Genomic DNA, 22,384 nt, shown 5'->3' on the forward strand with positions numbered 1-22,384 from the left:
AGAAGCTGGGATAGTGTTGGTTCCAGCCTGATCCTGCACACAGAGCACAACATCCAGCCGCGCCCACCCCACGACTGAAAGCAGACCGCATGACTGACACCGCGCATCCCCAGAACGATTCGACGCCTGACGAGACGCGCTCGAGACTCTTCATCGGGGGCGCCGCGCGCGCGACCGACGAGACGACGGCCATCATCGATCCGGCGAGGCCGAGCCATATTGTCGGCCATGCGGCGGCGGCATCGCCAGCAGACGTGGCAGACGCCGTTGCCGCTGCGAAAGGGGCGTTCGCGCAGTGGTCGGCGCTGACCCCGCAGCAGCGCGCCGACCTGATGACCGAGGCCGTCGCAGACATCGCGGCAGACCGAGATGCGGATGCCGCGCTGCTGTCGCGAGAGAACGGCAAGATCGTGGCCGAGGCGTGGGTCGACGCGCTCGTCTTCGAGCTGCGCTGGCGACTGGCGCTCACGCTGGTCGACCAGGTCGATGCCGATGTCGTGCTGCGCCCCGAACCCGGCATCCCGGTCGAGACGACGGTGACTTATCAGCCGCTCGGTGTGGCCACGGTGATCGTGCCGTTCAACTGGCCGCTGGCGATTCTCGCGGCATCGCTGCCGTACGCGCTGCTGGCCGGCAACACAGTGATCGTGAAGCCGCCGCTGACTGCTCCGCTGGCGACGGCGCAGCTCGTGCAGCGGGTGGCCGAGCGTCTGCCCGCAGGCGTGCTGAATGTCGTGACCGGGCCGGACGCGAACATGACGGGACTGATTCGCAACGAGGATGTCGCGAAGGTCTGCTTCACCGGGAGCGTGGGCGGCGGTCGTCGCATGATGGAGCTCGCGGCGCCGACGCTGACCCGTGTGACGCTGGAGCTCGGCGGCAACGATGCGGCGATCGTGTTCGATGACGCTCTGCTCGACGAGGAGCACTTGGACCGGCTCTTCCACGCGGTGTTCGACTCGACCGGACAGATCTGCATGAACGCCAAGCGCATCTACGTGCACCGGTCGCGCCTCGACGAGCTGGTGGCCGGGCTCTCTGCGCGGCTCGACCATGTGGTGCTCGGCGACGGTGCCGACCCGAAGACGACGATGGGGCCGCTGCATTCGGCGGAACAGAAGAGGTTCGTCGACGGGCTGATCGCCGAGGCGAAAACGTCAGGAGCCGACGTGCGCGAGTTCGGCGAGCTGCCTGGCGGCGATCTTGCGGCGGGCAACTTCGTGCGGCCGGCGATCGTGGTCGAACCCGATGCGGGTCTGCGCGTGGTCACCGAAGAGCAGTTCGGACCGGTGATCCCGGTGATGGCGTTCGACGACGAGGCGGATGCGGTGCGCCTTGCCAACGACAGCTGGGCGGCCCTGGGCGGCTCGGTCTGGACGATGGATGCGGCGCGGGCTCGGCGGGTCGCCGGCCAGCTGGTCTGCGGGTATGTATGGATCAACGACCACGGTGCGAACCGGCTCGATCTGCGGGCGCCGTTCGGCGGACTCAAGTCGTCGGGCATGGGGCGTGAGCAGGGGCTCGACGGGCTGCGTGACTTCCAGGATGCGCGGGCGGTCGCGGTGCTGGATTCTGAGGTGCTCGCCGGATAGGAGGTGGCGGGGACGGCCCGGTCGAAGCGCGCAGCCTTGCCATAGATCGCCCTCAGGTTCGCGGAAGATGAGCCGGCCAGTGTCGAGGAGCTGACCTCACGTGAAGGAATATGTGACTGACTGAGTCGCTCCGAGAGCATTCGTCAGGCTCTGGCAGGATTCGCTGCATGAATCTCATGGTCTGGCGCGAAAATATGCTCTCGGGTCATGGCGCCCACATGCTCTGAGGTTGGTTCGCGTGCTGGGAGGAGCGATCGCCTTGTGCACGGCTCTGCCCAGACGTGCGCGGCTCTGCCCAGATGTACACCGTTCCGCTGAGATGTGCACGGTTCCGCTCAGAACAGCCTGATTTCAGCGGAACCGTGTACATCTCAGCGAATTTGTGCTTCATGGCAGACAGATCAGGTCACTGGTGCAGTGCTGAACCTCGACCGAAGACCAGTATCGGCCGACCTGCGACCTCGCCGAGTTCGTGAAGGCTTGTGGCGGTACCTGCAGATTCCCTGGATGCGAGGCTGCGGCACACGACTGTGCGGTCGACCAGACGGGGAACTGGGAATGGGGCGGCCCCACCAACCCGGATGACCTCGACTATCTGTGCCGTCGGCACCCCGCTCAAACTTCAGAGCCACTGGAAGGTCAAGCAGATCGGTGGCGCGAGGCTGCACTGGATGAGTCCGACCGGTGCAGGCAGAGTGACGAGGCCAAGAGGCAATGACGACCCGTTGTTGTGACCGTTCCTGCCGGTTTCACCACGCTTGTAGGTAGGTCTGCTAGGTTCGACCTGCTGGGCCGATTTTGCAGATCTCACAGGTTCGACCTGTTGAGTCGTTGTATCAGACCCGCCAGGTTCGTCCCTTTGACCGCTCCAGTGGATCAGACCGGTCAGGAGGCTCGCGCTGAGACTTGCTCGCGTTAAAATCCGCCTGCCGTGAGATCTTGCTCGCGCTGAGAATCGCTCGCGCTGAGAGCTACCGATCCTGCGGAAAGCCCCAGACCTCGTCGGCGATCTTCGTGATCTCGCGGAGCTTCGCCCACTGCTGTTCCTCGGTGAGCACGTTGCCCTCTTCGGTCGAGGCGAAGCCGCACTGCGGGCTCAGGGCGAGCTGATCGAGCGGGGCGAATTCCGCCGCCTCGCGAATACGCGCGCGCACGGCATCCGCCGGTTCGAGGTCGCCCGACTTCGACGTGACCAGCCCGAGCACGACCCGGCGACCGTCATGGGGCAGAAAGCGCAGCGGCTCGAAGCCGCCGGCACGATCGGAGTCGTACTCCAGGAAGAAGCCGTCGTAGTCGACCTGGCCGAGCAGGTACGGGGCGACCGGCTCGTAGCCGCCCGACGAGATCCACGTCGAACGGAAGTTGCCACGACAGACGTGCGTGGTGATCGTCATGTCGTCAGGGCGGTCGCGAACGATGTCGTTCAGCAGATCGGCGTAGGCCTGAGCGATGTTCTCGGTGTCGAGTCCGCGCTCGCGGGCACGCTCCAGTTCCAGATCAGAGCACAGATACGCCCATGCGGTGTCGTCGAACTGCAGGTAGCGGCACCCCGCAGCGTGGAAGGCACGGACGGCATCCCGCCACGTCTGAGCCAGATCGGCGAACAGCGAAGCCCGGTCGGGGTAGACGCTGTGGTCGATGCTCTCGGGGGCCAGACGAAAGTGCATGACGGTCGGCGCCGGGATGCACTGCTTGGCCGTGACCGTGGTGTGGTCGCGAACGAAGCGGAAGTGCTCGAGCATGGGGTGGTCGTCGGGAAAGCTCACCTTGCCGGTGATGTGCACGGCATGCGGCTTCGGCGCCGTGCCGTGAAAGGCCATGCCGCTGTCCTCTTCGACGATCTCGACGCCATTGAGCCCGCCGAAGAAGTCGAAGTGCCAGAAGGCGCGACGGAACTCGCCGTCGGTCACCGCCTGCAGACCGACCTCCTCCTGCTTGGCGATGACGCGTGCGATCTGCTCGTCTTCGACGGCACGCAGAGCGGCGGCGTCGATCTCACCGCGGGCGAAGCGGTCGCGGGCCTCGTGGACGGCCGGCGGACGAAGCAGACTGCCGACCTGGTCGGCACGAAAGGGGATGCTGTGCGAGGTTGTCATAGGTTCAGTTCTATCAGTTCGGCGGCCGCTGAGGGCTTCTGGCGGCGCCGGACCACGGCCTGTCGTGGTCAGTCGGTATCCTTGAGTGGCAGCCGTACGAGCGCCGTCTATCGAAAGGCACGAACCGCATGACCGAGGGAATGATCGACCACCAGACCGATCTGCAGTACGTCTCGACACGAGGGGGCATGCAGCCCGCGACGTTCACCGAGGTGCTGCTCGACGGTCTCGCCCCCGACGGCGGTCTCGTGGTGCCGCAGACGATTCCCCAGGTGAGCGCCGAGCAGCGCGAGTCATGGCGTTCGCTGACCTACCCGCAGCTCGCGGCGAAGGTGATCGCCCTCTACGCGACCGACATCCCGACGGCCGACCTTGAAGTGCTCACTGCCAGGGCCTACAGCCCCGAGCGTTTTCCCGACCCCGTCGTGCCGCTGACGCCGCTGGACGATCGCACGGTACTGGTCGGGCTGTCGCAGGGGCCGACCATGGCCTTCAAAGACCTGGCGATGCAGTTTCTCGGCGAGGCGATGCCCTATGTGCTGGCTCGTCGAGGCCGTCGCCTCAACATTCTGGGCGCTACGTCGGGAGATACCGGCTCAGCAGCCGAGCATGCGTTCCGCGGCAAGCCCGGCATCAGCGTGTTCATGCTCTCGCCACAGGGCCGTATGAGCGATGTGCAGCGTGCGCAGATGTACTCGATCACCGACGACAACGTGCACAACATCGCCATCGACGGAGTCTTCGACGACTGCCAGAACATCGTGAAGGCGATCAACGGCGATGCGCAGTTCAAGGCCGACCAGGCCATCGGCGCCGTCAACTCGATCAACTTCGGCCGAATCAGCGCACAGATCGTGTACTACTTCTGGGCGTGGCTGCGTGCGACGGATGCGGTGGCCGAGTCCGACCGACCCGAGGCGATGCTCTCGGTGGCCGTGCCGTCGGGCAACTTCGGCAACATCTACGCGGGTCACCTCTCGCGCAGCATGGGGCTGCCGATCGACCGTCTGATCCTCGCCACCAACGAGAACAACGTGCTCGACGACTTCTTCCGCACCGGTGTGTACGTGCCGCGTTCGCGCGAAGAGACGCTAGCCACGTCGAGCCCCTCGATGGACATCTCGAAGGCCTCGAACCTCGAACGCTTCATCTGGGAGCTGCTGGGCACAGACGCATTCCCCGAGCGCTGGGCCGAGCTGCAGCGCACCGGTCGCCTCGACCTCAGCGCCGAGCTGCCGCGCCTACACGCCGAATTCGGCTTCATCAGCGGAACCAGCACCCATGCTGACCGGCTCGCGAGCATCCGATCGACCTATGAGCACAGCGGCGTCGTCATCGACCCGCACACCGCTGACGGGGTCACGGTGGCGCATGAACTCGATGTGCCCGGCCTGACCCTGGTGCTTGAGACGGCGCTGCCGGCCAAGTTCAGCGACACGGTGCACGAGGCGCTGGGCGATGACGTCGACGTGATCTCGCCCGCCGTGCGTGAGCTGCTGCAGCAGCCTCAACACGTCGTCGATCTGCCAGATGATGTGGATGCCGTGCGTGCGTACCTCGAGGAGCACGCGCTGACGGCGCAGGTCTGAGTCTGCGGAGCTGACGGCGCGCGGTCTGTACCAGCGGAGCTTACTTACCAGGTGAACTAAACTGGGGTCATGACGACTCTGGTGTGGTTTCGAGACGATCTGCGGGTGAAGGACAACCCGGCGCTGCTGCAGGCGTCTCGTGACCCGGAGGGCGTCGTCTGCGTCTACCTGCTCGATGAGCATAGTCCAGAGACCCGCGCATTGGGCGGAGCGGCGAAGTGGTGGCTGCACCAGTCTCTGATGCGACTCAGCGAGCGGCTGGCCGAGCTCGGTGCGCCGCTGCTGCTCGAGCGCGGAGCCGCCCGTGTAGTGATTCCGCGTCTCATCTGGGGAGCTGGTGCTGGTGCAGGCGCACACGCTGAGGTCGGTGTGCCTGTCGAGTCTGGTGCGCACACAGAAGGTGGCGCGAACGTCGCCACCGGGGCGACGCAGATCACCCGGGTGGTCTGGAACCGGCGGTACGGACCAGAGAAGGCGATCGACGCCGATCTGAAGCTCCGGCTGCGCAACGCAGGCGTCGCCGTGCAGTCGTTCGCTGCGAATCTGCTGCACGAACCCTGGACCGTGCAGACGAAGGCTGGGGGAGCGTACAAAGTCTATTCGCCCTTCTGGCGAGCCTGCGGGGAACTGCCCGTTCGCGCTCCGGTGCCGGCGCCCGACCATCTCACGCCTGCATCCGTCGAACTGCCGACGCTAGGCGGAGGGCGTGAGCCGAGTGCCAGCTCTGCCAGCTCTGCCAGCCCTGCCAGCCCTGCCAGCTCGGCCGCCGAGACGTTCTCGACGACGCTTGCGAGCTGGAACCTACGGCCGAGTGCTCCCGACTGGTCAGCGGGTCTCGCGGATCGATGGACACCGGGAGAGGACGCGGCCCATCGACGGCTGGCGATCTTTCTGGGCGAGGAAGCGTCGCATGCTGCGCCGGGAAGTGCACAGAGACCTGCGCCGATCGACGAGTATGCCGAGCACCGTGACGAACCTGCCGACGACGACGCGGTCTCGGGGCTCTCGCCACACCTGCGGTGGGGAGAGATCAGCCCGGCAACGGTATGTCGCCAGGCCATCGCGAGCGGTCGGTCCGTCGGGACGTTCCTGAGCGAGCTCGGCTGGCGGGAGTTCGCCTGGCACACGCTCTTTCAGCATCCCGATCTGGCGACGACTAACCTCGACCGGCGATTCGATGCGTTTCCGTGGCGAGCCGGAGCGGGGCAGGCCGCGGGTGTCGCGATGTCTGCCGCAGAGAACTCTGAGCTGCGGGCCTGGCAGCAGGGCCGCACGGGAGAGCCGCTCGTCGACGCCGGTATGCGCGAGCTCTGGCAGACCGGCGTCATGCACAATCGCGTGCGCATGGTGGCGGCGTCGTATCTGGTGAAGAACCTGATGATCGACTGGCGGGTTGGGGAACGCTGGTTCTGGGACACGCTCGTCGACGCGGATGCCGCGAGCAACCCCTTCAACTGGCAGTGGGTTGCCGGGTGCGGGGCGGATGCTGCGCCCTACTTCCGCATTTTCAACCCCGAGACCCAGCGGCGTCGGTTCGACCCGCAGGGAGAGTATGTCGACCGGTGGCAGGCGAGGCAGCCCGGGATCGAGCCGCTGGTCGACCTGCGCGCGAGTCGTGCGCGTGCGCTCGCAGCCTATGCCGAACTCACGCGGGCGCCTCGGTGACACCAGTGATAAAGGTGACGGTGACGCGCCCGGCCGCGAGCAGAGCTGCGTCAGAGCCGGCGATCGGCAGATAGCCCGGGGCTCTGCGATGCGGAGCGCCGGTGACGAGTGCTCTCTGCGAGATCGATTGTTCGTACTGAGAGATCGACTGTTCTATCTGCTGACATTCTGGGCGCGCAAACTTGCCTGGAGGGTATCGAAATGCGCCAAAACATGAGTACACTCAGAAATGAGCAGGCTCACCAGGACTCCTGAGGAGTCTGCGTGTACAAGAGGTGTCGGCTGCGCAGATCCTGGAGGTGGGAAATGACGGTGACCAAAAGCGAAGGTCGAGTCGCCCGTCGCAAACGAGAGACGCTCGGGCGCATCATACACGCGGCCGCAGAGCTCTTCGACGCACAGGGCTTCGACGCCACGACGACCCAGCAGATCTCCGAGCGTGTCGACATCGCCGCAGGCACGCTGTTCCGCTATGCGGCCACCAAGCCGGAGCTGCTGCTGCTCGTATACAACGAGCGGCTGCGCGAGGCCTTGGCCGCAGCAGAGCGCGCCATGGACGCAGAGGCTGAGACGACGGAGGCTCTTCTCGCCTACGCCGTGTGCATTCTGCGGGCGGCCGCAGACCAGCCACGCAACACCGCGCTCTTCCAGCGTGAGCTCATCTTCGCCGATGCCGACGAGCCATACCGTGCCGAAGGTCTCGCACTCGTCGAAGAGATGGAGCACCGTCTCTGCGATCGTCTGATGGCCGATCTCGACGACCAGATCAGAGCGGGCGACGCCGAGCTGTCGGCCACGGCATCCGCCTGCCTTCAGCCGGTCGCCCTGCAGGCTGCCCGCAGCATCTTCGCCGATCTGCACGTGCTGCTGATCCAGCCGCACCGCGCCAGTGACGCGCTGAACAACGACTTCGCCGATCTGCGACTACAGGTGGCCATGATCGTCGACGGGCTCCGCGTGCGCGCCGCCGAGATCTGCTCCTCGACCCCGGTCAGCACGATCGACGTCAAGACCAACGACCCAAAGAAAACCCGAAAGGAACCATCATGACCAGCAACATCACCAACGTCACCGTGCTCGGCACCGGCGTGCTCGGATCGCAGATCGCCTTCCAGAGCGCCTACGCCGGGTTCACCGTGACCGCCTATGACATCAGCGACGAGATTCTCGAGCACGCAAAGGCGCGATTCGCCGGCCTCGCCAAGGTGTACCAGCAGCAGGTCGACGGGGCAACGGAGGCCCGGACCGATGCGGCTCTGTCTCGTCTGGGCGTGAGCAGCGATCTCGCGGCCGCGGTGGCCGACGCAGATCTGGTCATCGAGGCCGTGCCCGAGGCCGTGGCGATCAAGCGTGACACCTATCAGAAGCTGAGCGCCGCGGCACCGGCGAAGACCATCTTCGCGACGAACTCGTCGACCTTGCTGCCAAGCGACATCGTGAGCGCGACCGACCGTCCCGACCGCTTTCTCGCCCTGCACTTCGCCAACGAGATCTGGCTGCACAACACGGCCGAGGTCATGGGCACTGAACAGACCTCGTCTGAGGTCTTCGACCGAGTTGTCGCCTACGCCAAAGAGATGGGCATGGTGCCGGTCCCGCTGCACAAAGAGAAGTCAGGGTACGTGCTGAACTCGCTGCTCGTGCCGCTGCTCGACGCAGCGCTCGAACTGGTCGTCTTCGGGTACTCCGAGCCCGCTGATGTCGACAACGTCTGGCGGATCGGAACCGGCGCGCCGATGGGCCCCTTCCAGATTCTCGATGTGGTGGGTCTGAACACTCCGTACAACATCATGGCGCATGGCGACGAGCGCAAGCAGCAGATCGCCGCCTGGCTGAAAGAGAACTACCTCGATCAGGGCAAGCTCGGACGGGCCTCGGGGGAGGGGTTCTACTCCTATGACCAGGCGGAGTGACGCCTGAACTTGGTGCCGGTGATGCGTCTTGCCGGGCCCAGGTCCACGGTCGAAATATCGAGGTGAGTATACTTTTCCCAGCAATCACTCGACGAGATGAACCTCTCGACGGTGCCTACGGCCCGGCGAGAAGACGGAGGCACTGATGGTCTGCGACCATGCGACCAGAATCGACCAGCACTCTGGTGAGTCTGGGGGTCGCAGGCCATGGGGCGTGCTCACGGCATTCGCGATGGCGTTCTTCACGCTGTTCGCCCTGCTGCTGCCCGGAGTGTCGTCCGCTCACGCCGATGAGAACCCGAGCGGCGACGGCGCCGTCGCGGGCCGCACCTTCCGGGTCGCGACCGACACGACCTTCGCGCCCTTCGAGTTCCGCGACTCATCGGGGCAGATGGTCGGCATCGACATGGATCTCATGCGCGAAATCGCCAAGCGCGAGGGCTTCGACGTCGAGATCCAGTCGCTCGGCTTCAACGCGGCACTGCAGGCGCTGTCGTCAAACCAGGTCGATGCGGTGATCGCCGGCATGTCGATCACCGACCAGCGCAAGCAGGTCTATGACTTCACCGACCCGTACTTCCAGAGTGGAGTGCAGATGGCTGTCGCCAAGAACAACGAAGACGTGCACTCCTACGAAGACCTGCGGGGCAGGACCGTCGCGGTCAAGACCGGTTCCGAAGGCGAGGCCTACGCCAAGTCGATTCAAGAACAGTACGGTTTCAAGATCGACGGCGTCGATCAGTCGGCGACCATGTACGAGAAAGTCAAGTCGGGCAATGCCGTTGCCGTCATCGACGACTATCCAGTGCTGGCCTACGGCATCGCCCAGAACAACGGGCTGAAGACGGTGACAGACAAGGTGCCCGGCGGCGACTACGGCGTCGCGGTGAACAAGGGCATGAACGCCGACTTCGTCGACGCGTTCAACCGAGGACTCGCCTCGATCAGGCAGGACGGCGAGTACCAGCGCATCATCGACCACTATCTTGCCGACCCCGAGGCGAACGCCGCCGGCCAGGGCGGGCTGCTGCAGCTCGCCAAGCAGGCGTTCCCCGCTCTGATGCTCGGTCTGCGCAACACGGTGATCATCACGCTGATCTCGTTCGCCGTGGCTATGGTACTCGGCTTCGGCTTCGGCCTGATGCGCGTCGGCACCAGCCGCGTGCTCGACTGGATCGCCAAAATCTTCGTCGGCGTCTTCCGCGGCACCCCGCTGCTGGTCTGGGCGTTCTTCTTCTACTTCGGCGTTCCACAGCTGATCGGGCATCCCGTGAACATCTGGGTTGCCGGCGTGCTCACTCTGGCGCTGAACTCGGGAGCATACATCACCGAGATCATCCGCGGAGCGGTGGGGTCAGTCGACTCCGGCCAGCTCGAGGCGGCCCGGTCGCTCGGCCTGGGCTACAGCAAGTCGATGCAGCGCGTCGTGCTGCCGCAGGCCGTCAAGATCGCCACACCGTCGCTGATCAATCAGCTCGTGATCATGGTGAAAGACTCGTCGCTGCTGCTCGCCATCGGCTTCGGCGAGCTGCTCTATCAGGGCCAGCAGATCTACGCGGCGAACTTCCGCGTGACTGAGACGCTGCTGCTCGTGGCCATCATCTATTTGGTGGCGATCACCTTGCTGACATGGCTCGCCAACGTGATCGACCGGAGGATCAACCGATGAGCGCCGAACCGACCACCAGCGACGGCAGCTCGACAACGGAGAAGGCACCGACCATGGACGAAAGCACCATCAACACGCCTGACAGCGCCAGCGCCGCCGGGTCCGTCAGCGAGACCGATCGCCCCGTCCGCATCGAGGTGCGCGATCTGAAGAAGACCTTCGGCTCGAACGAGGTGCTCAAGGGCATCTCGCTGACGGTGCGATCAGGCGACGTGGTCAGTATCATCGGCACATCGGGGTCGGGCAAGTCGACGCTGCTGCGCTGCCTCAACCGGCTCGAGACCCCGACGTCGGGCACCGTCATCGTGAACGGGCACGACATCTCCGGTGCGAAGGTGAACATCGACGAGGTGCGCCGCGAGGTCGGCATGGTGTTTCAGCACTTCAACCTCTTTCCGAACATGACCGTCGCCGAGAACATCGAGCTGGCGCCGCGAGAGATCCACCACGTGAGCAAGACTGAGGCCCGGAGTATGGCGCTCGAACTACTCGACCGGGTGGGGCTGGCAGACAAGGCGGACGCAAGCCCGACATCCCTCTCAGGCGGCCAGAAGCAGCGTGTCGCCATCGCACGGGCACTCGCCATGAAGCCCGAGATCATGCTCTTCGACGAGGCCACCAGCGCGCTCGACCCCGAGATGGTCGGCGAGGTGCTGCAGGTCATCCGCGATCTGGCCGCCGAAGGCATGACACTGCTGTTGGTGACGCATGAGATGGGGTTCGCTCGTGAGGTCTCGAACCGCGTGCTCTTCCTCGACGCCGGCGTGGTCGAAGAGCAGGGCTCGCCCGAACAAGTCTTCGCGCACCCGCAGAGCGCTCGCCTGCAGACCTTCCTCTCGAAGGTGCTCTGAACCCTCAGCTGGCGCGGTGCTCGACGGCGTCGTGCAGCGTGCGATCCTGCAACCGATGCACGACGGCCTCGAGCCAGGCGCGCATGCTGACACGTGCCTGTGGGGTGTCCGGGTAACGGCAGCGCAGATGCATGCCGGTCGGACTCACGACGAACCAGATCATCACGCCGTCGACCCTCAGCGCAGCCGAGACGTACTGCGTCGCCAGTTCTGCAGGCAGCTGCACGGGTAGACGGCGGGTGTCGAGCCAGGAGATTGCGAACATGCCCGGACCGCCCGGCATGCCGCCGCGAGGTTCGAAAATGTCGGCCAGCGGCGTGCCCGCGAGTCGAAGCGCATCTTTCACATCCCGGGCACACTCGCGCGGGTCATCCGAGGCGCACTCGATCACCGAGTTGGTCACGAACCAGCCGACGGAGTCGTGCCAGCGCGGTTCGTACCGACTGTGCACCGGGAAGACCGCACGCAGCGGCCGCCCGGTCATGGCGAGGGTGACTCCGGCCAAGTCGGCGAGCACCATGTGCAGCAGTCGGACTCCCAGGGCCGCGGCCTGCGTCGAAAGCATCTCGAGACGGTCGGCGTCAAGGATGTCACGCACCTCGACCACCTCTGGCACCGCGTGCCGCAGCTCGCCGAGGTCGAGCGGCAGCGTGGGCAGCAGTCCGTCTCCGGCTGCCAGGATCTCGGCCCATCGTTCGAGCACCTCGGGCGTGGCCGCCGGGCGTGCGGCGAGGGCTGCGGTGTGATCGGCGAAGTCTGGGGCTTCGTCGAGCGATGCGGATGCTCCGGCGGCGTCGGTCGTGAGCGTGGCGGTCGGTCGCCCGGTCTCGAGCCGCATAAGAACGTCGTGCTCGACCGCAGACGAGTCGAGCGCTGCCAGCAGGTCTCGGGCGAGCAGCAGCACCGACCACATGTCGACATGAGAGTGGTCTGAGCCGATCACCACGGTCTGCGCGGAGTCTGTCGCATCGCTGGACGGATCGATCAGCACCAGGCGATGGGACGGACGCGAGCAGGGGCGGCAGTGCGCGTCCAGGATCTCATGCACGGCATCCCTCGTCAGCTGCCCGCCCGAGCGAGGATGCTCATGCCAGCTTCCGGCGCTCACCGCATGTTCGGTCAGCTGCAGGGTTCCGTCGTCTGCGCGTGAGAACACTGTGCGCATGGTGCCGTGTCGGCGCACCACGTCGAGCCAGGCCTCGCCCAGTCGCTCTGCGGTGACCGGATGAGGCAGACGGAAGGCGAGCGCCATCCAGGAGCCTGGCCGTTCGCCCTCGCTTACGTGACGTCGCTGATCGAACGAGATCGGTACGTGTTCTCGCACCACCGCACCCATCGTCACGGCATAGTGGCGCACGCGGCCCGCGGGCAGCGTGACTCGGGTGATGTTCGTCAGGCGCACGTTCTGACTGTACCGCGTCGCCGCGCGCTATTCTGGTGTGAATCTCACGTGCTGCCACCTCTGCCGACACGTGGAGAAGACGACTGGGAGTGACCGTGCCCGTGCTGGAGCTGAGCGACGCGAAGATCGACTACGACATCAGTGGCGACGACGGGCCGCTCGTCGTGCAGCTGCACGGCCTCACTTCGTGCCGCGAGCGCGATGCGCGTCTCGGGCTCGACCACGGGCGGGCGCTTCGCGACCACCGCGTGCTGCGCTACGACGCCCGCGGCCATGGGCGTTCGACCGGATCGCTCGAAGCGGCCAGCTATCGCTGGAGCCGGCTCGCCGACGACCTGCTTGCGCTGCTCGACCATGTGGCGCCGGGTGAGACCGTGCATGGTGTGGGGCAGTCGATGGGCTGCGGGACGCTGCTGCACGCGGCCGTGCGTGATCAGTCACGCTTCGCCAGCCTGACCCTGGTCTCACCGCCGACGGCCTGGGACACCCGACGGGCACAGGCGAAGAACTATCTGGCCAGCGCCGAGCTGGTGGAACGCGCCGGCATCGAGGCGTTCATCGCGCAGGGGCACAGGAACGTGACTCCGCCGGCGCTCGCCGACGTGCCCGACACCCGGCCGGCGGTGGCAGAAGGGCTGCTGCCGACAGTGCTGCGCGGTGCCGCCGAAGCGGATCTGCCGAATCCGGCATCCCTCGCAGGCATCGCCACCCCGACGCTGATTCTCGCCTGGATCGCCGACCCCGCTCACCCGATGACGACGGCGCAGGCGCTCAACGCGCTGATCCGGGGCAGCCGGCTCGTGGTCGCCCAGACGCCGTACGGCATCATGGCGTGGCCGGGGCTCTTCGCAGAGCACGTGGCCACCCATGATGCCGCGGTGCTGCAGGCTCCGCAGCAGCAGACGCCGCAGAGCGTCGCCGGTTACCTGCGGTAGTCGACGTCTTTCGTCTCACGACAGGTGAACAGCGCCATGAGACTGAGCACGGCCATCAGGCCGAGATAGAGGCCGACGTTCTGCACGCCGTTTCGGGCGAGCGCGGTGGCGATCGACGGGGCGAACGCGGCACCGACGATGGCGGCCAGGTTGTAGGCGATGCCTGAACCGGTGTACCGCACATGTGCCGGGAAGAGTTCGGGCAGGAACGCGCCCAGCGGGCCGAAAGCGGCGCCCATCAGCAGGAATCCGACGCACAGGAAGACCATCACGGGTGCGACGCTGAGGTGCCCGAGCATGGGGCCGAAGAAGCAGCTGAAGACGACCATGCCGGCCGAGGCGAGCGTCAGCACCTTCTTGCGCCCCCAATGATCGGCGAGTACGCACGAACCGACGATCGAACCCGCGAACACCACCACCGAGATCATCAGCATGGCCAGATACTGCCGATTGCTGAAGCCGAGCGTCTTCGTGCCGTAGGACAGCGACCACGTGGTGAGCATGTAGAAGAGCGTGTACGTGACGGCGACGACGAGCGTGCCCTGAACGACAGCACGCCAGTGGTCATGCATTGTGGTCACCAGTGGGGCCTTGACTGTGCGGTTCTGCGCGGCGGCGAGCTTGAACACCGGAGTCTCCTCCATCGTGACGCGAACCCAGAGACCGATCACCACGAGCACTCCGCTGAGCAGGAACGGCACGCGCCAGCCCCAGGCCAGCATCTGATCATGGGAGCAGACCGTCTCAAGCAGCAGGAACAGGCCGTTGCAGAGCAGGAAGCCGATCGGAGCGCCGAGCTCGGGGAACGAGCCGTAGAGCGCGCGGCGGTTGGACGGGGCGTTCTCGGTGGCGACCAGTGCGGCGCCAGACCATTCGCCGCCCAGACCGATGCCCTGGCAGAACCGGCAGAGGCACAGCAGCACGACCGCCCAGACGCCGGCCTGAGCGAACCCGGGCAGCACGCCGATCAGCACGGTTGCGACGCCCATGGTGAGCAGCGAGACGACCAGCGTCGTCTTGCGGCCCAGACGGTCGCCGAAGTGGCCGAAGAGCAGTGAACCGAACGGGCGGGCCACGAATGCGACCGCAAAGGTCAGCAGCGAGGCGAGCACGCCGACGGTCGCGCTGGCCTGTGGAAAGAAGACCGTGGGAAAGTAGTTGGCCGCGGCGGTGCCGTAGGCGTAGAAGTCGAAGAACTCGATGGCGGTGCCGATCATCGACGCGGCGATCACCTTGCGTGCGGAGTCTCGCTGCAGGCCTGCCGCGGTGGCGGCAGGCGCGGTCTTCGGCATTCGACCTGCGGTCGTCTGCTCATCCAGTGTGCTGGACATTGTCGTGTTTCACCTTTCACATCCTGACTGCGGCACCGGTTGGTGGGGCAGAGAAAAGGCCCTGTCGCAAAGACAGAGCCTGGATGTGCGCATCGATGATCACGCCTGTCGGGCTCTGCCTTCGCAGGCGAGCCCGAGCAACTTGTGTTCGATCATTCCGCCGACGAGTGGGACGGAATAATAATTCGTGTGGATGCGACGAACGACGTCTTGCGTACCATCATGGCGGAACCTCCTCTCGAACACCTAGTCAGCTGTCAACGACAGCCGACAGTCGCACAGTATAGGTCAGGATGCGTACGAACGCCAGCTCAGGCGCGTCGTCGGTGCGGCCGGCCGGTGGGAACGCTGCCGGAGCAGCAGCTGCGTGATCACCGTCAGATGCGGGAACTCGACGAGCATGCCGAGCACGATCGCAGCCTGGACGATGGGCTGGCCAGGCAGCGCGACGGCTGTCACGGCGAGCATCATCGGTGCGTTTCGGGCTGAGGTGGTCATCGAGAGCAGCGCATGCGCCGAATAGGGCAGACGAGTCAGATGTGACACGCCGGTGACGAGCCACCACGAGACCACGAAGAACACGAAGACGGTGACGAAGACGAGGCCGAAGGCAGCCGGATGTTGGACGACGGTCGACCCGTTGGCCGCGAACAGCGCCAGAATGAGCGCGGCGATCACAGGTGTGACGAGGTGGTCGAGCACGCCCAGGATGCGTTCGCGCACGTCGACCGGAGTCGTCAGTCGCAGCGCCGCGCGCACAGCCAGAGCACAGAGGACCGGCAGCGCGAACCACTGCATCAGCGCCGGCCCGATCTCTGCCACGGTCGAGACCACACTGGCGCCGGTGAGCCAGCTCAGGTACACGGGGTAGAGCGAGAGCTGCGTGACCATATTGATCGGAATCAGCGCCGCGCCCGTCACCGTGTCGCCATGTGCCAGCCGTGTGAAGCCCAGAAACCAGTCGGTGCAGGGAAAGAGCAGGTAGATCATCACGCCCAGCCGCAGCAGGGGATCGTCTGGGAGCACGAAGGAAGTCACCCCGATGGCCAGCACCGGAACGACCACGAAGTTCATCGCCCAGGCCAGAGCGATGAGCGGCGCGCTGGGGCGAATTCGGTGAGGCGCCGTGCCAGAGACGCCTGCGCGGCGGCCGACGGGCAGGGTGACGAAGAGCATCGCGACCAGCAGGAGCACCAGCGGGTCGGTCAGCTTCCCGGCGACCGCAGAGGCCGTGGTCGAGACGCTCGCGATGATGCTGCCGACCGCCATCGCGAGCACCGGCAGCAGCGCCGTGACGACCGTCGCGGGGTGCAGGCCCTTCAGCATGCGCAGCTCGTTCCGCAGCAGGAGAGATCGTCGAGCAGCATGCCCTGCTCGTGCCAGAGATCGAGCGCCGAGCAGTCGCGGCCGGCCCGCTCGCCGATCACGCGGGCGACATGGGCGAAACGCTGTCGATACTTGTAGACGAAGCAGAATCGCTCGTCGTCGTGCCGCAGCGCCGGTCCGGTGAGGAACAGGCCAGGGGTGACGGTCGACTCGTCGTGCTCGGTGAGCAGAGGCCAGCCGTCGTCGCGCCGGTCGAAGAGCTCGGCTGCGGGACCGAGCCCTGGACCGTAGCCGGTGGCCGCGATCGGCGGCGTCTCGCTCAGCACCGCGGGACCGCGCGAGGTGCTGACGCGAAAGCCGGTGCCGTTGCGTACCACGGCGGTGGCGCTCGCATCTCGCAGCTCGAGGCGGCCGGTCTCGAGGGCGGCGCGCATGCGGATGCGGGTGCGCGGAGCGAGCCCGAACGACGGGTCGGCCTGTCGGTCGCCGTCGACTCCGTGGCCCCACGGTCGCTCGGCGTCGATGACCGACACCTCGGCACCTCGCTCGACGTGATGGCAGGCGATCTCGATGCCTGACTCGGAGCCGCCGATCACCGCGAGACGTCCTCTGCGCTCGGCCCAGGCATCCGCATGCGACGAATGGGTCAGCAGATGCTCGCCGCGGATGCCGGGCAGGCGCGGCTCACTGCGTTCGCCGCCCGCCCAGATCAGCGTGCGAGAGCGGCCACGCCCACGGTCGGTCTCGATCTCGAAGCCGTCGTCGGTGGGCGTGATGCGCTGCACTCGGGTGTCTTCGGCGATCGGCACGCGGAAATGCGAGACCAGCGAACGGAGGTAGCGCGCGTAGCCGGGGCCGTCGGGGTAGTCGACGCCCAATGTGAACGCCGGAGAGGTGCTCGGGTGCACCGAGTTGAGGTCGGTCGCGCCGAAGCCGTTGCCGGTGAACGACGGCGTGAGGAACCGCTGTTCCGGGTGCCAGTCGTGAAAGGTCTGGCCGATCTGCCCGGCGTCGATCAGCGAGACCTCGAAGTCGTCGATCGCGTTGGCGGCGACCGCCATGCCCACGCCGGCCGGGCCCGCTCCCACGATGGTTGCGTCGATGACGTGCATGGAACACCACTCTCATAACTAATGCGAATAGTTCGCAATAGTAGTGTGGCGTGTCGGTCGTGTCGAATTCTCGGTGATGTGGGTCCTCGGTGGCGTGGGGGGCTCAGTGACGTGAGGGGTCAGTGACGTGGGGCTCAGTCGCGAGAGCCGATGCCCACTGCCCGGGCGATCAGCTCGACCAGCCAGTTGGCGAAGCCGAGCACGATCGCGCCGAACACCGCTGACCACCAGAAGCGATCGATGGTCAGCCCCCAGCCCCAGGAGCTGCTGATCAGACTGGCCGTCCAGAGCAGCAGACCGTTGAGCACGAACGACCAGAGTCCCAGCGTCACGATGTAGAGCGGGATGCTGATGAAGCGCAGCACGGTGCCGAAGAGCGTGTTCACCAGGGCGATGATCGCCGCTGCCAGCAGGTAGGTCAGGATGCTGTTCATCGGAGGCTCGCCGGCGAACGGGACCACGGCGATGCCGGGCACGATCGCAGCGGTGATCCAGAGGGCGACTGCGGTCAGCGCCGCCTGCGTCACGAAGCGGATCATCGCCGTCACCCCTGCAGAAAGTCGCGCAGCACGAGGGCGTGGTTCACCTTCGGGTCACGGGCTGCGTAGAGCAGGGTCACCGTCGGGTGCTCGCGCTCGACGGAGCGCAGCTGGTCGACGGCCGGGTTCGCTTCGAGCTCCTGCCGGTACCTCTCGGCGAACTCGTCGAGTCGAGCCGGGTCATGGTTCCACCAGGTGCGCAGCTCAGGCGACGGTGCGGCGTCTTTGAGCCACAGGTCGAGGTGCGCACGCGCCTTCGAGACTCCTCGGGGCCACAGACGATCGACCAGAACCCGGAACCCGTCGCTCTCGGCGGGCTGTTCGTAGATGCGCTTGATCTGAAACATCAGGGAGCGTCCTCTCTCGGCTTTCGCAGCCTGATTCCACCGTAGCCCGTTCGACCCGCGGGGCATATGATCCGGCTAGGCTGAGCAGACATGAGCGATGAATCAGCATCCCCAGCCACAGCGGGCAGATCTTCGACGCGAGCGACCGGAGCCCCAACGCCAGCGAGTGAATCTCCAGCGACGGCAGAGTCGTCCCTGCAGCAGCAGGACGAGCAGCGGGCAGCGGCCGCATCGCGACTCAAAGAGCGCATCTACATCACCTTCACAGCGCTCGCCGTCGTGCTCACGCTGGCATCTCACGCCGACGTCACCCCGCAGCAGGCGGTCACCACGCTGATCGTCACCGTCATCGGCTCGGTGCTGGCCATGTTCCTCGCCGAGATTCTCGCTCACTTCGTGACGCATCAGCGCATGTTCACCGCGAGCGAGGCTCGTCACGCCGCATCGACCTCGGTCGGGGCGACCACGGCCATCGCCCTGCCGATTCTGATGCTTCTGGGGGCTTGGGGCGGCATCTGGACACTTGAGATCGCGCTGCGCTCTTCGACCGTCCTGTTGATCCTCTGGCTGGTGGGCATTGGCTTCGCCGCCGTGCGACGCCTGAAGCTGCCGGCCTGGCAGAAGCTCCTGGTGCTGGTGGCCGAAGCCGCACTGGGGCTGCTGGTGGTCGGTCTCGAGCTGATGGCGCACCACTGATCATGACGACTCGATCTGATTCCGCCGACCGGGCGCTGCGCGTGCTGGTCGCCCCAGACAAATTCAAAGGGTCGCTCAGCGCGGCCGAGGCGGCGCAGCTGATCGGCCGAGGCATCAGCATGGCGCTGCCCGATGCTCAGATCACGCTCAAGCCGATCGCCGACGGCGGCGAGGGTACGGTCGATGCCTTTCTCGAAGCCGGAGCGACCGAGCACACCGCCCAGGTGCACGGGCCGCTGCCCGATCAGGGGCGCGTGAGTGCACGGTGGGCGACGATGGGCGACACCGCGGTCATCGAACTGGCGCAGGCCAGCGGCCTGCATCTCGTACCGGCAGAACTCGACCGAAGCGACGGAGGTCACCCCACACCGGAGCAGGCTCTCGCAGCGAACACGCGCGGTGTCGGCGAGCTGATCAGGCTGGCCCTCGACGAAGGCTACCGATCACTCGTGATCGGCATCGGCGGTTCGGCGAGCACCGACGGAGGCTTCGGATGCATCACCGAGCTCGGTCTGCGCGTCGTCGACGCACAGGATCACGTAATCAGCGACGTGCGCCATCTGGACCGTATCAGCCGAGAGTGCACCTCAGTCGGGGTGCGCTTCGACACGGCCGAGCTCGATCCGAGGCTCGCCGAGACGGCGATCGTGATCGCGAGCGACGTCACCGCGCCGCTGGTCGGGTCGCACGGTGCGGCTCAGGTGTTCGGCCCGCAGAAGGGGGCCGACGCGGATGCCGTGGTCACTCTGGAGGATCGCCTCGCGCTTTGGGGCTCGCTGCTGGAACACGAGACCGGCACCGAGGTGCGAAACGTCGAGGGCGCAGGTGCCGCCGGCGGGTTCAGCGCGCCGCTGATCGCCCTGCGCCTCGCCGAAGTGCGCTCCGGTGGTGACGAGATCGCCGATCTGTTGGGCATCTCTGATGCGCTCGCGCACACCGACGTTGTGGTCGTCGGAGAGGGGTCGCTCGACGAGCAGTCGCTGCAGGGCAAGGGGCCAGTGCAACTGGCTCGCAGCGCAGCCGCCGCAGGGGCAACCGTCGTGGCGATCGCGGGACGCAGCACGCTCGACGAGGCGCAGCAGGCACAAGTGGGCATCCGCCGTCTGGCGACGCTCGTCGACCGCGCCGGCTCACCGGAGCGGGCCATGCGCGACGCGGCCGCTCTGCTGCCGCAGGTCGCCGAAGAGGTCTTCGCGACGCTCGACGCTTAGCGGTGATCGATGCTCAGTGCTGATCGTCGCAGGCGATGGCGACCAGTCGACGGGCGACCGGCGAGACGAGGTCGTCGCGCCAGACCGCGCGAATCTCGCGATGCAGATCGACGCCGGTCACCGGCACGGCGACGAGCTCGCCGCGCTCTATCCAGCGTGCGACGGCGAGTCGGCTGAGCACCGCCGGTTCTGAACCCGCTGCGGCCGTGGCCAGCCCGGCCGCGTTGCTGCCCGCTTCGAGGGCCGGGGCGACAGGGGAGTGCTCGGCGAGAGCCCGCTCGACGGTGGCACGCGTGCCGGAACCCGGCTCGCGCAGGATGAGCGGCGTGCGCGCGAGCTCTTCGGCGGTGACCGGATCGGCCCGACGAGCCCACGGGTGCGTCGGGGCCGCCACGACCACGAGCTCATCCGTCGTGACCACCCGGGTGTGCAGCTCGACGGGCTTCTCGGGGGTCTCGACGAAGCCGAGCAGACAGTCGCCAGAGCGCACCAAGTCGAACACGTCGGCCGAGTTGTGCACCTGTAGGTGCACGTCGGCATCGGGCAGCGCCTCACGCAGCCGACCGAGCCAGCGGGGCACCAGCTGTTCGGCGACCGTCAGACTGGCGCCGAGGTCGAGGCGGACGCGCTCGCCGCTGACGACCTCGTCGATGCGGTCACCGAACGCATCGGCCGCCTGCAGCAGGCTTCGTGCGCCTGAGGCAACACGCAGCCCGGCACGGGTCAGCAACGAGCCGCGAGGGTGTCGCCGCAGCAGCGTCACGCCGAGGTCGCGCTCGAGCGCGCTGATCGCGCGTGAGGCGTTCGGCTGTGCGATTCCCGCTTCGCGCGCTGCCGCGCTGAGGCTGCCGAAGTCGTCGACGCCCACGACGAGCGCCAGCACCGACAGATCAGGCCATCTGTGAGTCATATCACGATGATATGTGATCGGTGCAATTCCGGGACTACTGGCCGCGCCGTGCGAAGAGGATCATGAGACAGGTGAACGACGATCAGAGCAACGACCAGAGCAACGACCAAGCCAGAGCGGCCACTATCGAGCCGCGCCAGGGAGGCTCCCTCGCGCAGGCGCAGGCGCAGGCGCAGACGGCGCCCGTGTCGTGGGCGAACCGCGTCGGCGCGGTCGTACCGGGACTCGCCGTCAGCGCCGTCGGCATGGGGCTCGCCCTGCTGGTGAGCTCCTGGCTGCCTGTGCTCAGCCCCATGCTCGTGGCGATCGTGCTCGGCGTGCTGCTGCGCAACCTGGGCGGCGTGCACCGCATTCTCGAACCCGGCATCGCCAGCGCCGCGAAGCGGGTGCTGCGCATCGGCGTCGTGCTGCTCGGCCTGCAGCTCGTCTTCGGTGACGTCCTGGCGCTCGGGCCGGGCATGATCGTGGTCGTCGTCGCCGTGGTCGGCGTGGGCATCGGCTCTAGCCTGCTCGTCGGACGCTGGCTCGGGATGACGCCGAATCAGGTGCTGCTGATCGGCGGCGGCTTCTCGATCTGCGGCGCGGCAGCTGTGGCCGCGATCGACGGTGTGCTCGACGACGACCGAGACGAAGAGGTGGTCACGGCGGTCGCGCTCGTGGTGATCTACGGCACGGTGATGATTCCCCTGCTGCCGCTGATGGCCTCCGGACTCGGCCTGACCGAGCAGCAGACCGGTCTTTGGGCGGGAGCCTCCGTGCACGAGGTGGCGCAGGTCGTCGCCGTCGGCGGGGCCGTCGGATCCGGCGCGCTGGCAGCGGCCGTGATCGTGAAGCTCGCACGCGTTCTGCTGCTGGCTCCGGTGCTGACCGTGATCGGTCTGCAGCGCCGCCTGTCTGCGAGCGGGAAGGCTTCTGCGATCGACGGCACGCACACACACCGCCCGCCGATCATGCCGCTCTTCGTCGCAGGGTTCATCGCAATGGTCGTGATCCGCTCGCTCGGCATCGTTCCACAGCCCGTCGTCGATGTGGCGCACACGGCTCAGACGCTGCTGCTGACCGCCGCGATGTTCGCGCTCGGGGCCGGAGTGAAGCTCAGCATGATCCGCCGTCTGGGCGCACGGCCCTTCGTGCTCGCCCTGTCGACCACTGTCGTCGTCGCCGCGATCGGTCTCGGCGGCGTGCTGCTCTTCGGATGAG

At 66.6% G+C, this 22,384-nt stretch carries 19 protein-coding genes; 11 read left to right on the top strand and 8 right to left on the bottom strand.

Annotated elements, in window-relative coordinates; translation table 11 throughout:
- The first annotated feature begins 89 nt into the window (after positions 1–89).
- A complete protein-coding gene (locus F8O08_RS03695; protein WP_158042561.1) occupies positions 90–1,592 on the top strand; it encodes an aldehyde dehydrogenase family protein in 1,503 nt (500 codons plus the stop codon).
- Between the two features lie 971 nt (positions 1,593–2,563).
- On the opposite strand, the gene F8O08_RS03700 is transcribed toward F8O08_RS03695, so the two are convergent.
- Entirely contained in the window at positions 2,564–3,688 is a 1,125-nt protein-coding gene (locus F8O08_RS03700) for a 5-methyltetrahydropteroyltriglutamate--homocysteine S-methyltransferase (protein WP_158042562.1), read from the bottom strand.
- A 161-nt stretch (positions 3,689–3,849) separates the two neighbouring features.
- Here F8O08_RS03700 and thrC point away from each other — a divergent pair, with 161 nt between their 5' ends.
- The 6 genes from thrC (at position 3,850) to F8O08_RS03730 (ending at position 11,375) form a co-directional block, all read left to right on the top strand.
- A complete protein-coding gene (gene thrC / locus F8O08_RS03705; RefSeq protein ID WP_158038190.1) occupies positions 3,850–5,277 on the top strand; it encodes a threonine synthase in 1,428 nt (475 codons plus the stop codon).
- A gap of 69 nt (positions 5,278–5,346) precedes the next feature.
- Positions 5,347–6,942: a cryptochrome/photolyase family protein gene (locus tag F8O08_RS03710; RefSeq protein ID WP_158042563.1), complete on the top strand. Its 1,596-nt coding sequence runs from the start codon at positions 5,347–5,349 to the stop codon at positions 6,940–6,942.
- 306 nt (positions 6,943–7,248) lie between these two features.
- Positions 7,249–7,992: a TetR/AcrR family transcriptional regulator gene (locus F8O08_RS03715; RefSeq protein ID WP_158042564.1), complete on the top strand. Its 744-nt coding sequence runs from the start codon at positions 7,249–7,251 to the stop codon at positions 7,990–7,992.
- The gene (locus F8O08_RS03720) at positions 7,989–8,855 is read left to right on the top strand and encodes a 3-hydroxyacyl-CoA dehydrogenase (RefSeq protein ID WP_158037644.1); all 867 of its coding nucleotides are present in this window, start codon (positions 7,989–7,991) and stop codon (positions 8,853–8,855) included. The genes F8O08_RS03715 and F8O08_RS03720 overlap by 4 nt, the downstream gene beginning before the upstream one ends.
- Before the next feature lie 214 nt (positions 8,856–9,069).
- Positions 9,070–10,524: an amino acid ABC transporter substrate-binding protein/permease gene (locus F8O08_RS03725; RefSeq protein ID WP_318655633.1), complete on the top strand. Its 1,455-nt coding sequence runs from the start codon at positions 9,070–9,072 to the stop codon at positions 10,522–10,524.
- Complete coding sequence (locus F8O08_RS03730; protein WP_225733386.1) at positions 10,521–11,375, top strand: amino acid ABC transporter ATP-binding protein; 855 nt, start codon at positions 10,521–10,523, stop codon at positions 11,373–11,375. The genes F8O08_RS03725 and F8O08_RS03730 overlap by 4 nt, the downstream gene beginning before the upstream one ends.
- A 4-nt stretch (positions 11,376–11,379) precedes the next feature.
- Here the strand turns inward: F8O08_RS03730 and F8O08_RS03735 are convergent, their stop codons facing one another.
- Positions 11,380–12,777, bottom strand: a complete 1,398-nt coding sequence (locus tag F8O08_RS03735; protein ID WP_158037645.1) for a peptide synthetase — start codon at positions 12,775–12,777, stop codon at positions 11,380–11,382.
- A gap of 89 nt (positions 12,778–12,866) precedes the next feature.
- Between F8O08_RS03735 and F8O08_RS03740 the strand changes: the two genes are divergently transcribed.
- Positions 12,867–13,712 carry an alpha/beta fold hydrolase gene (locus F8O08_RS03740; protein WP_225733554.1) on the top strand — a complete coding sequence of 282 codons (846 nt, stop codon included), beginning with the start codon at positions 12,867–12,869 and terminating at the stop codon, positions 13,710–13,712.
- Here F8O08_RS03740 and F8O08_RS03745 read toward each other — a convergent pair.
- From F8O08_RS03745 to F8O08_RS03765, 5 genes are all read right to left on the bottom strand, one after another.
- Positions 13,700–15,043, bottom strand: a complete 1,344-nt coding sequence (locus tag F8O08_RS03745; protein ID WP_158042565.1) for an MFS transporter — start codon at positions 15,041–15,043, stop codon at positions 13,700–13,702. The two genes, F8O08_RS03740 and F8O08_RS03745, sit on opposite strands and share 13 nt — an antisense overlap.
- A 288-nt stretch (positions 15,044–15,331) precedes the next feature.
- The gene (locus F8O08_RS03750) at positions 15,332–16,369 is read right to left on the bottom strand and encodes an arsenic resistance protein (protein WP_158042566.1); all 1,038 of its coding nucleotides are present in this window, start codon (positions 16,367–16,369) and stop codon (positions 15,332–15,334) included.
- Positions 16,363–17,481, bottom strand: a complete 1,119-nt coding sequence (locus F8O08_RS03755) for an NAD(P)/FAD-dependent oxidoreductase (RefSeq protein ID WP_158042567.1) — start codon at positions 17,479–17,481, stop codon at positions 16,363–16,365. The genes F8O08_RS03750 and F8O08_RS03755 overlap by 7 nt, the downstream gene beginning before the upstream one ends.
- 134 nt (positions 17,482–17,615) lie before the next feature.
- On the bottom strand, positions 17,616–18,020 hold the full coding sequence (locus F8O08_RS03760) for a phage holin family protein (protein WP_225733555.1): 405 nt from the start codon (positions 18,018–18,020) through the stop codon (positions 17,616–17,618).
- Positions 18,021–18,025: 5 nt separating this feature from the next.
- Positions 18,026–18,367 (bottom strand): DUF488 domain-containing protein, encoded by a 342-nt coding sequence (locus F8O08_RS03765; protein ID WP_192497526.1) that lies wholly within the window; start codon positions 18,365–18,367, stop codon positions 18,026–18,028.
- Between the two features lie 90 nt (positions 18,368–18,457).
- On the opposite strand from F8O08_RS03765, the gene F8O08_RS03770 reads away from it, so the two are divergent.
- Both F8O08_RS03770 and F8O08_RS03775 read left to right on the top strand, forming a co-directional pair.
- Positions 18,458–19,063 carry a hypothetical protein gene (locus F8O08_RS03770; RefSeq protein WP_158042568.1) on the top strand — a complete coding sequence of 202 codons (606 nt, stop codon included), beginning with the start codon at positions 18,458–18,460 and terminating at the stop codon, positions 19,061–19,063.
- A 2-nt stretch (positions 19,064–19,065) separates the two neighbouring features.
- On the top strand, positions 19,066–20,274 hold the full coding sequence (locus tag F8O08_RS03775) for a glycerate kinase (RefSeq protein WP_158042569.1): 1,209 nt from the start codon (positions 19,066–19,068) through the stop codon (positions 20,272–20,274).
- 13 nt (positions 20,275–20,287) lie between these two features.
- On the opposite strand, the gene F8O08_RS03780 is transcribed toward F8O08_RS03775, so the two are convergent.
- A complete protein-coding gene (locus F8O08_RS03780) occupies positions 20,288–21,184 on the bottom strand; it encodes a LysR family transcriptional regulator (protein WP_158042570.1) in 897 nt (298 codons plus the stop codon).
- Between the two features lie 62 nt (positions 21,185–21,246).
- On the opposite strand from F8O08_RS03780, the gene F8O08_RS03785 reads away from it, so the two are divergent.
- Entirely contained in the window at positions 21,247–22,383 is a 1,137-nt protein-coding gene (locus tag F8O08_RS03785) for a YeiH family protein (RefSeq protein WP_158042571.1), read from the top strand.
- Position 22,384: the final 1 nt, after the last annotated feature.

Origin of the sequence: Pseudoclavibacter sp. CFCC 13611 (assembly GCF_008831225.1) — a bacterium.
Classification (GTDB): Bacteria; Actinomycetota; Actinomycetes; order Actinomycetales; family Microbacteriaceae; genus Pseudoclavibacter_A.

Excerpts from the sequence above, each read along its gene's own strand:
- F8O08_RS03715 (WP_158042564.1), top strand. The coding sequence starts at position 7,249 with ATGACGGTGACCAAAAGCGAAGGTCGAGTCGCCCGTCGCAAACGAGAG.
- F8O08_RS03765 (WP_192497526.1), bottom strand. The coding sequence starts at position 18,367 with ATGTTTCAGATCAAGCGCATCTACGAACAGCCCGCCGAGAGCGACGGG.
- F8O08_RS03745 (WP_158042565.1), bottom strand. The coding sequence starts at position 15,043 with ATGTCCAGCACACTGGATGAGCAGACGACCGCAGGTCGAATGCCGAAG.
- F8O08_RS03730 (WP_225733386.1), top strand. The coding sequence starts at position 10,521 with ATGAGCGCCGAACCGACCACCAGCGACGGCAGCTCGACAACGGAGAAG.
- F8O08_RS03775 (WP_158042569.1), top strand. The coding sequence starts at position 19,066 with ATGACGACTCGATCTGATTCCGCCGACCGGGCGCTGCGCGTGCTGGTC.
- F8O08_RS03785 (WP_158042571.1), top strand. The coding sequence starts at position 21,247 with ATGAGACAGGTGAACGACGATCAGAGCAACGACCAGAGCAACGACCAA.
- F8O08_RS03695 (WP_158042561.1), top strand. The coding sequence starts at position 90 with ATGACTGACACCGCGCATCCCCAGAACGATTCGACGCCTGACGAGACG.
- F8O08_RS03750 (WP_158042566.1), bottom strand. The coding sequence starts at position 16,369 with ATGCTGAAGGGCCTGCACCCCGCGACGGTCGTCACGGCGCTGCTGCCG.
- F8O08_RS03700 (WP_158042562.1), bottom strand. The coding sequence starts at position 3,688 with ATGACAACCTCGCACAGCATCCCCTTTCGTGCCGACCAGGTCGGCAGT.
- F8O08_RS03770 (WP_158042568.1), top strand. The coding sequence starts at position 18,458 with ATGAGCGATGAATCAGCATCCCCAGCCACAGCGGGCAGATCTTCGACG.
- F8O08_RS03710 (WP_158042563.1), top strand. The coding sequence starts at position 5,347 with ATGACGACTCTGGTGTGGTTTCGAGACGATCTGCGGGTGAAGGACAAC.
- F8O08_RS03780 (WP_158042570.1), bottom strand. The coding sequence starts at position 21,184 with ATGACTCACAGATGGCCTGATCTGTCGGTGCTGGCGCTCGTCGTGGGC.
- F8O08_RS03755 (WP_158042567.1), bottom strand. The coding sequence starts at position 17,481 with ATGCACGTCATCGACGCAACCATCGTGGGAGCGGGCCCGGCCGGCGTG.
- F8O08_RS03760 (WP_225733555.1), bottom strand. The coding sequence starts at position 18,020 with ATGATCCGCTTCGTGACGCAGGCGGCGCTGACCGCAGTCGCCCTCTGG.
- F8O08_RS03720 (WP_158037644.1), top strand. The coding sequence starts at position 7,989 with ATGACCAGCAACATCACCAACGTCACCGTGCTCGGCACCGGCGTGCTC.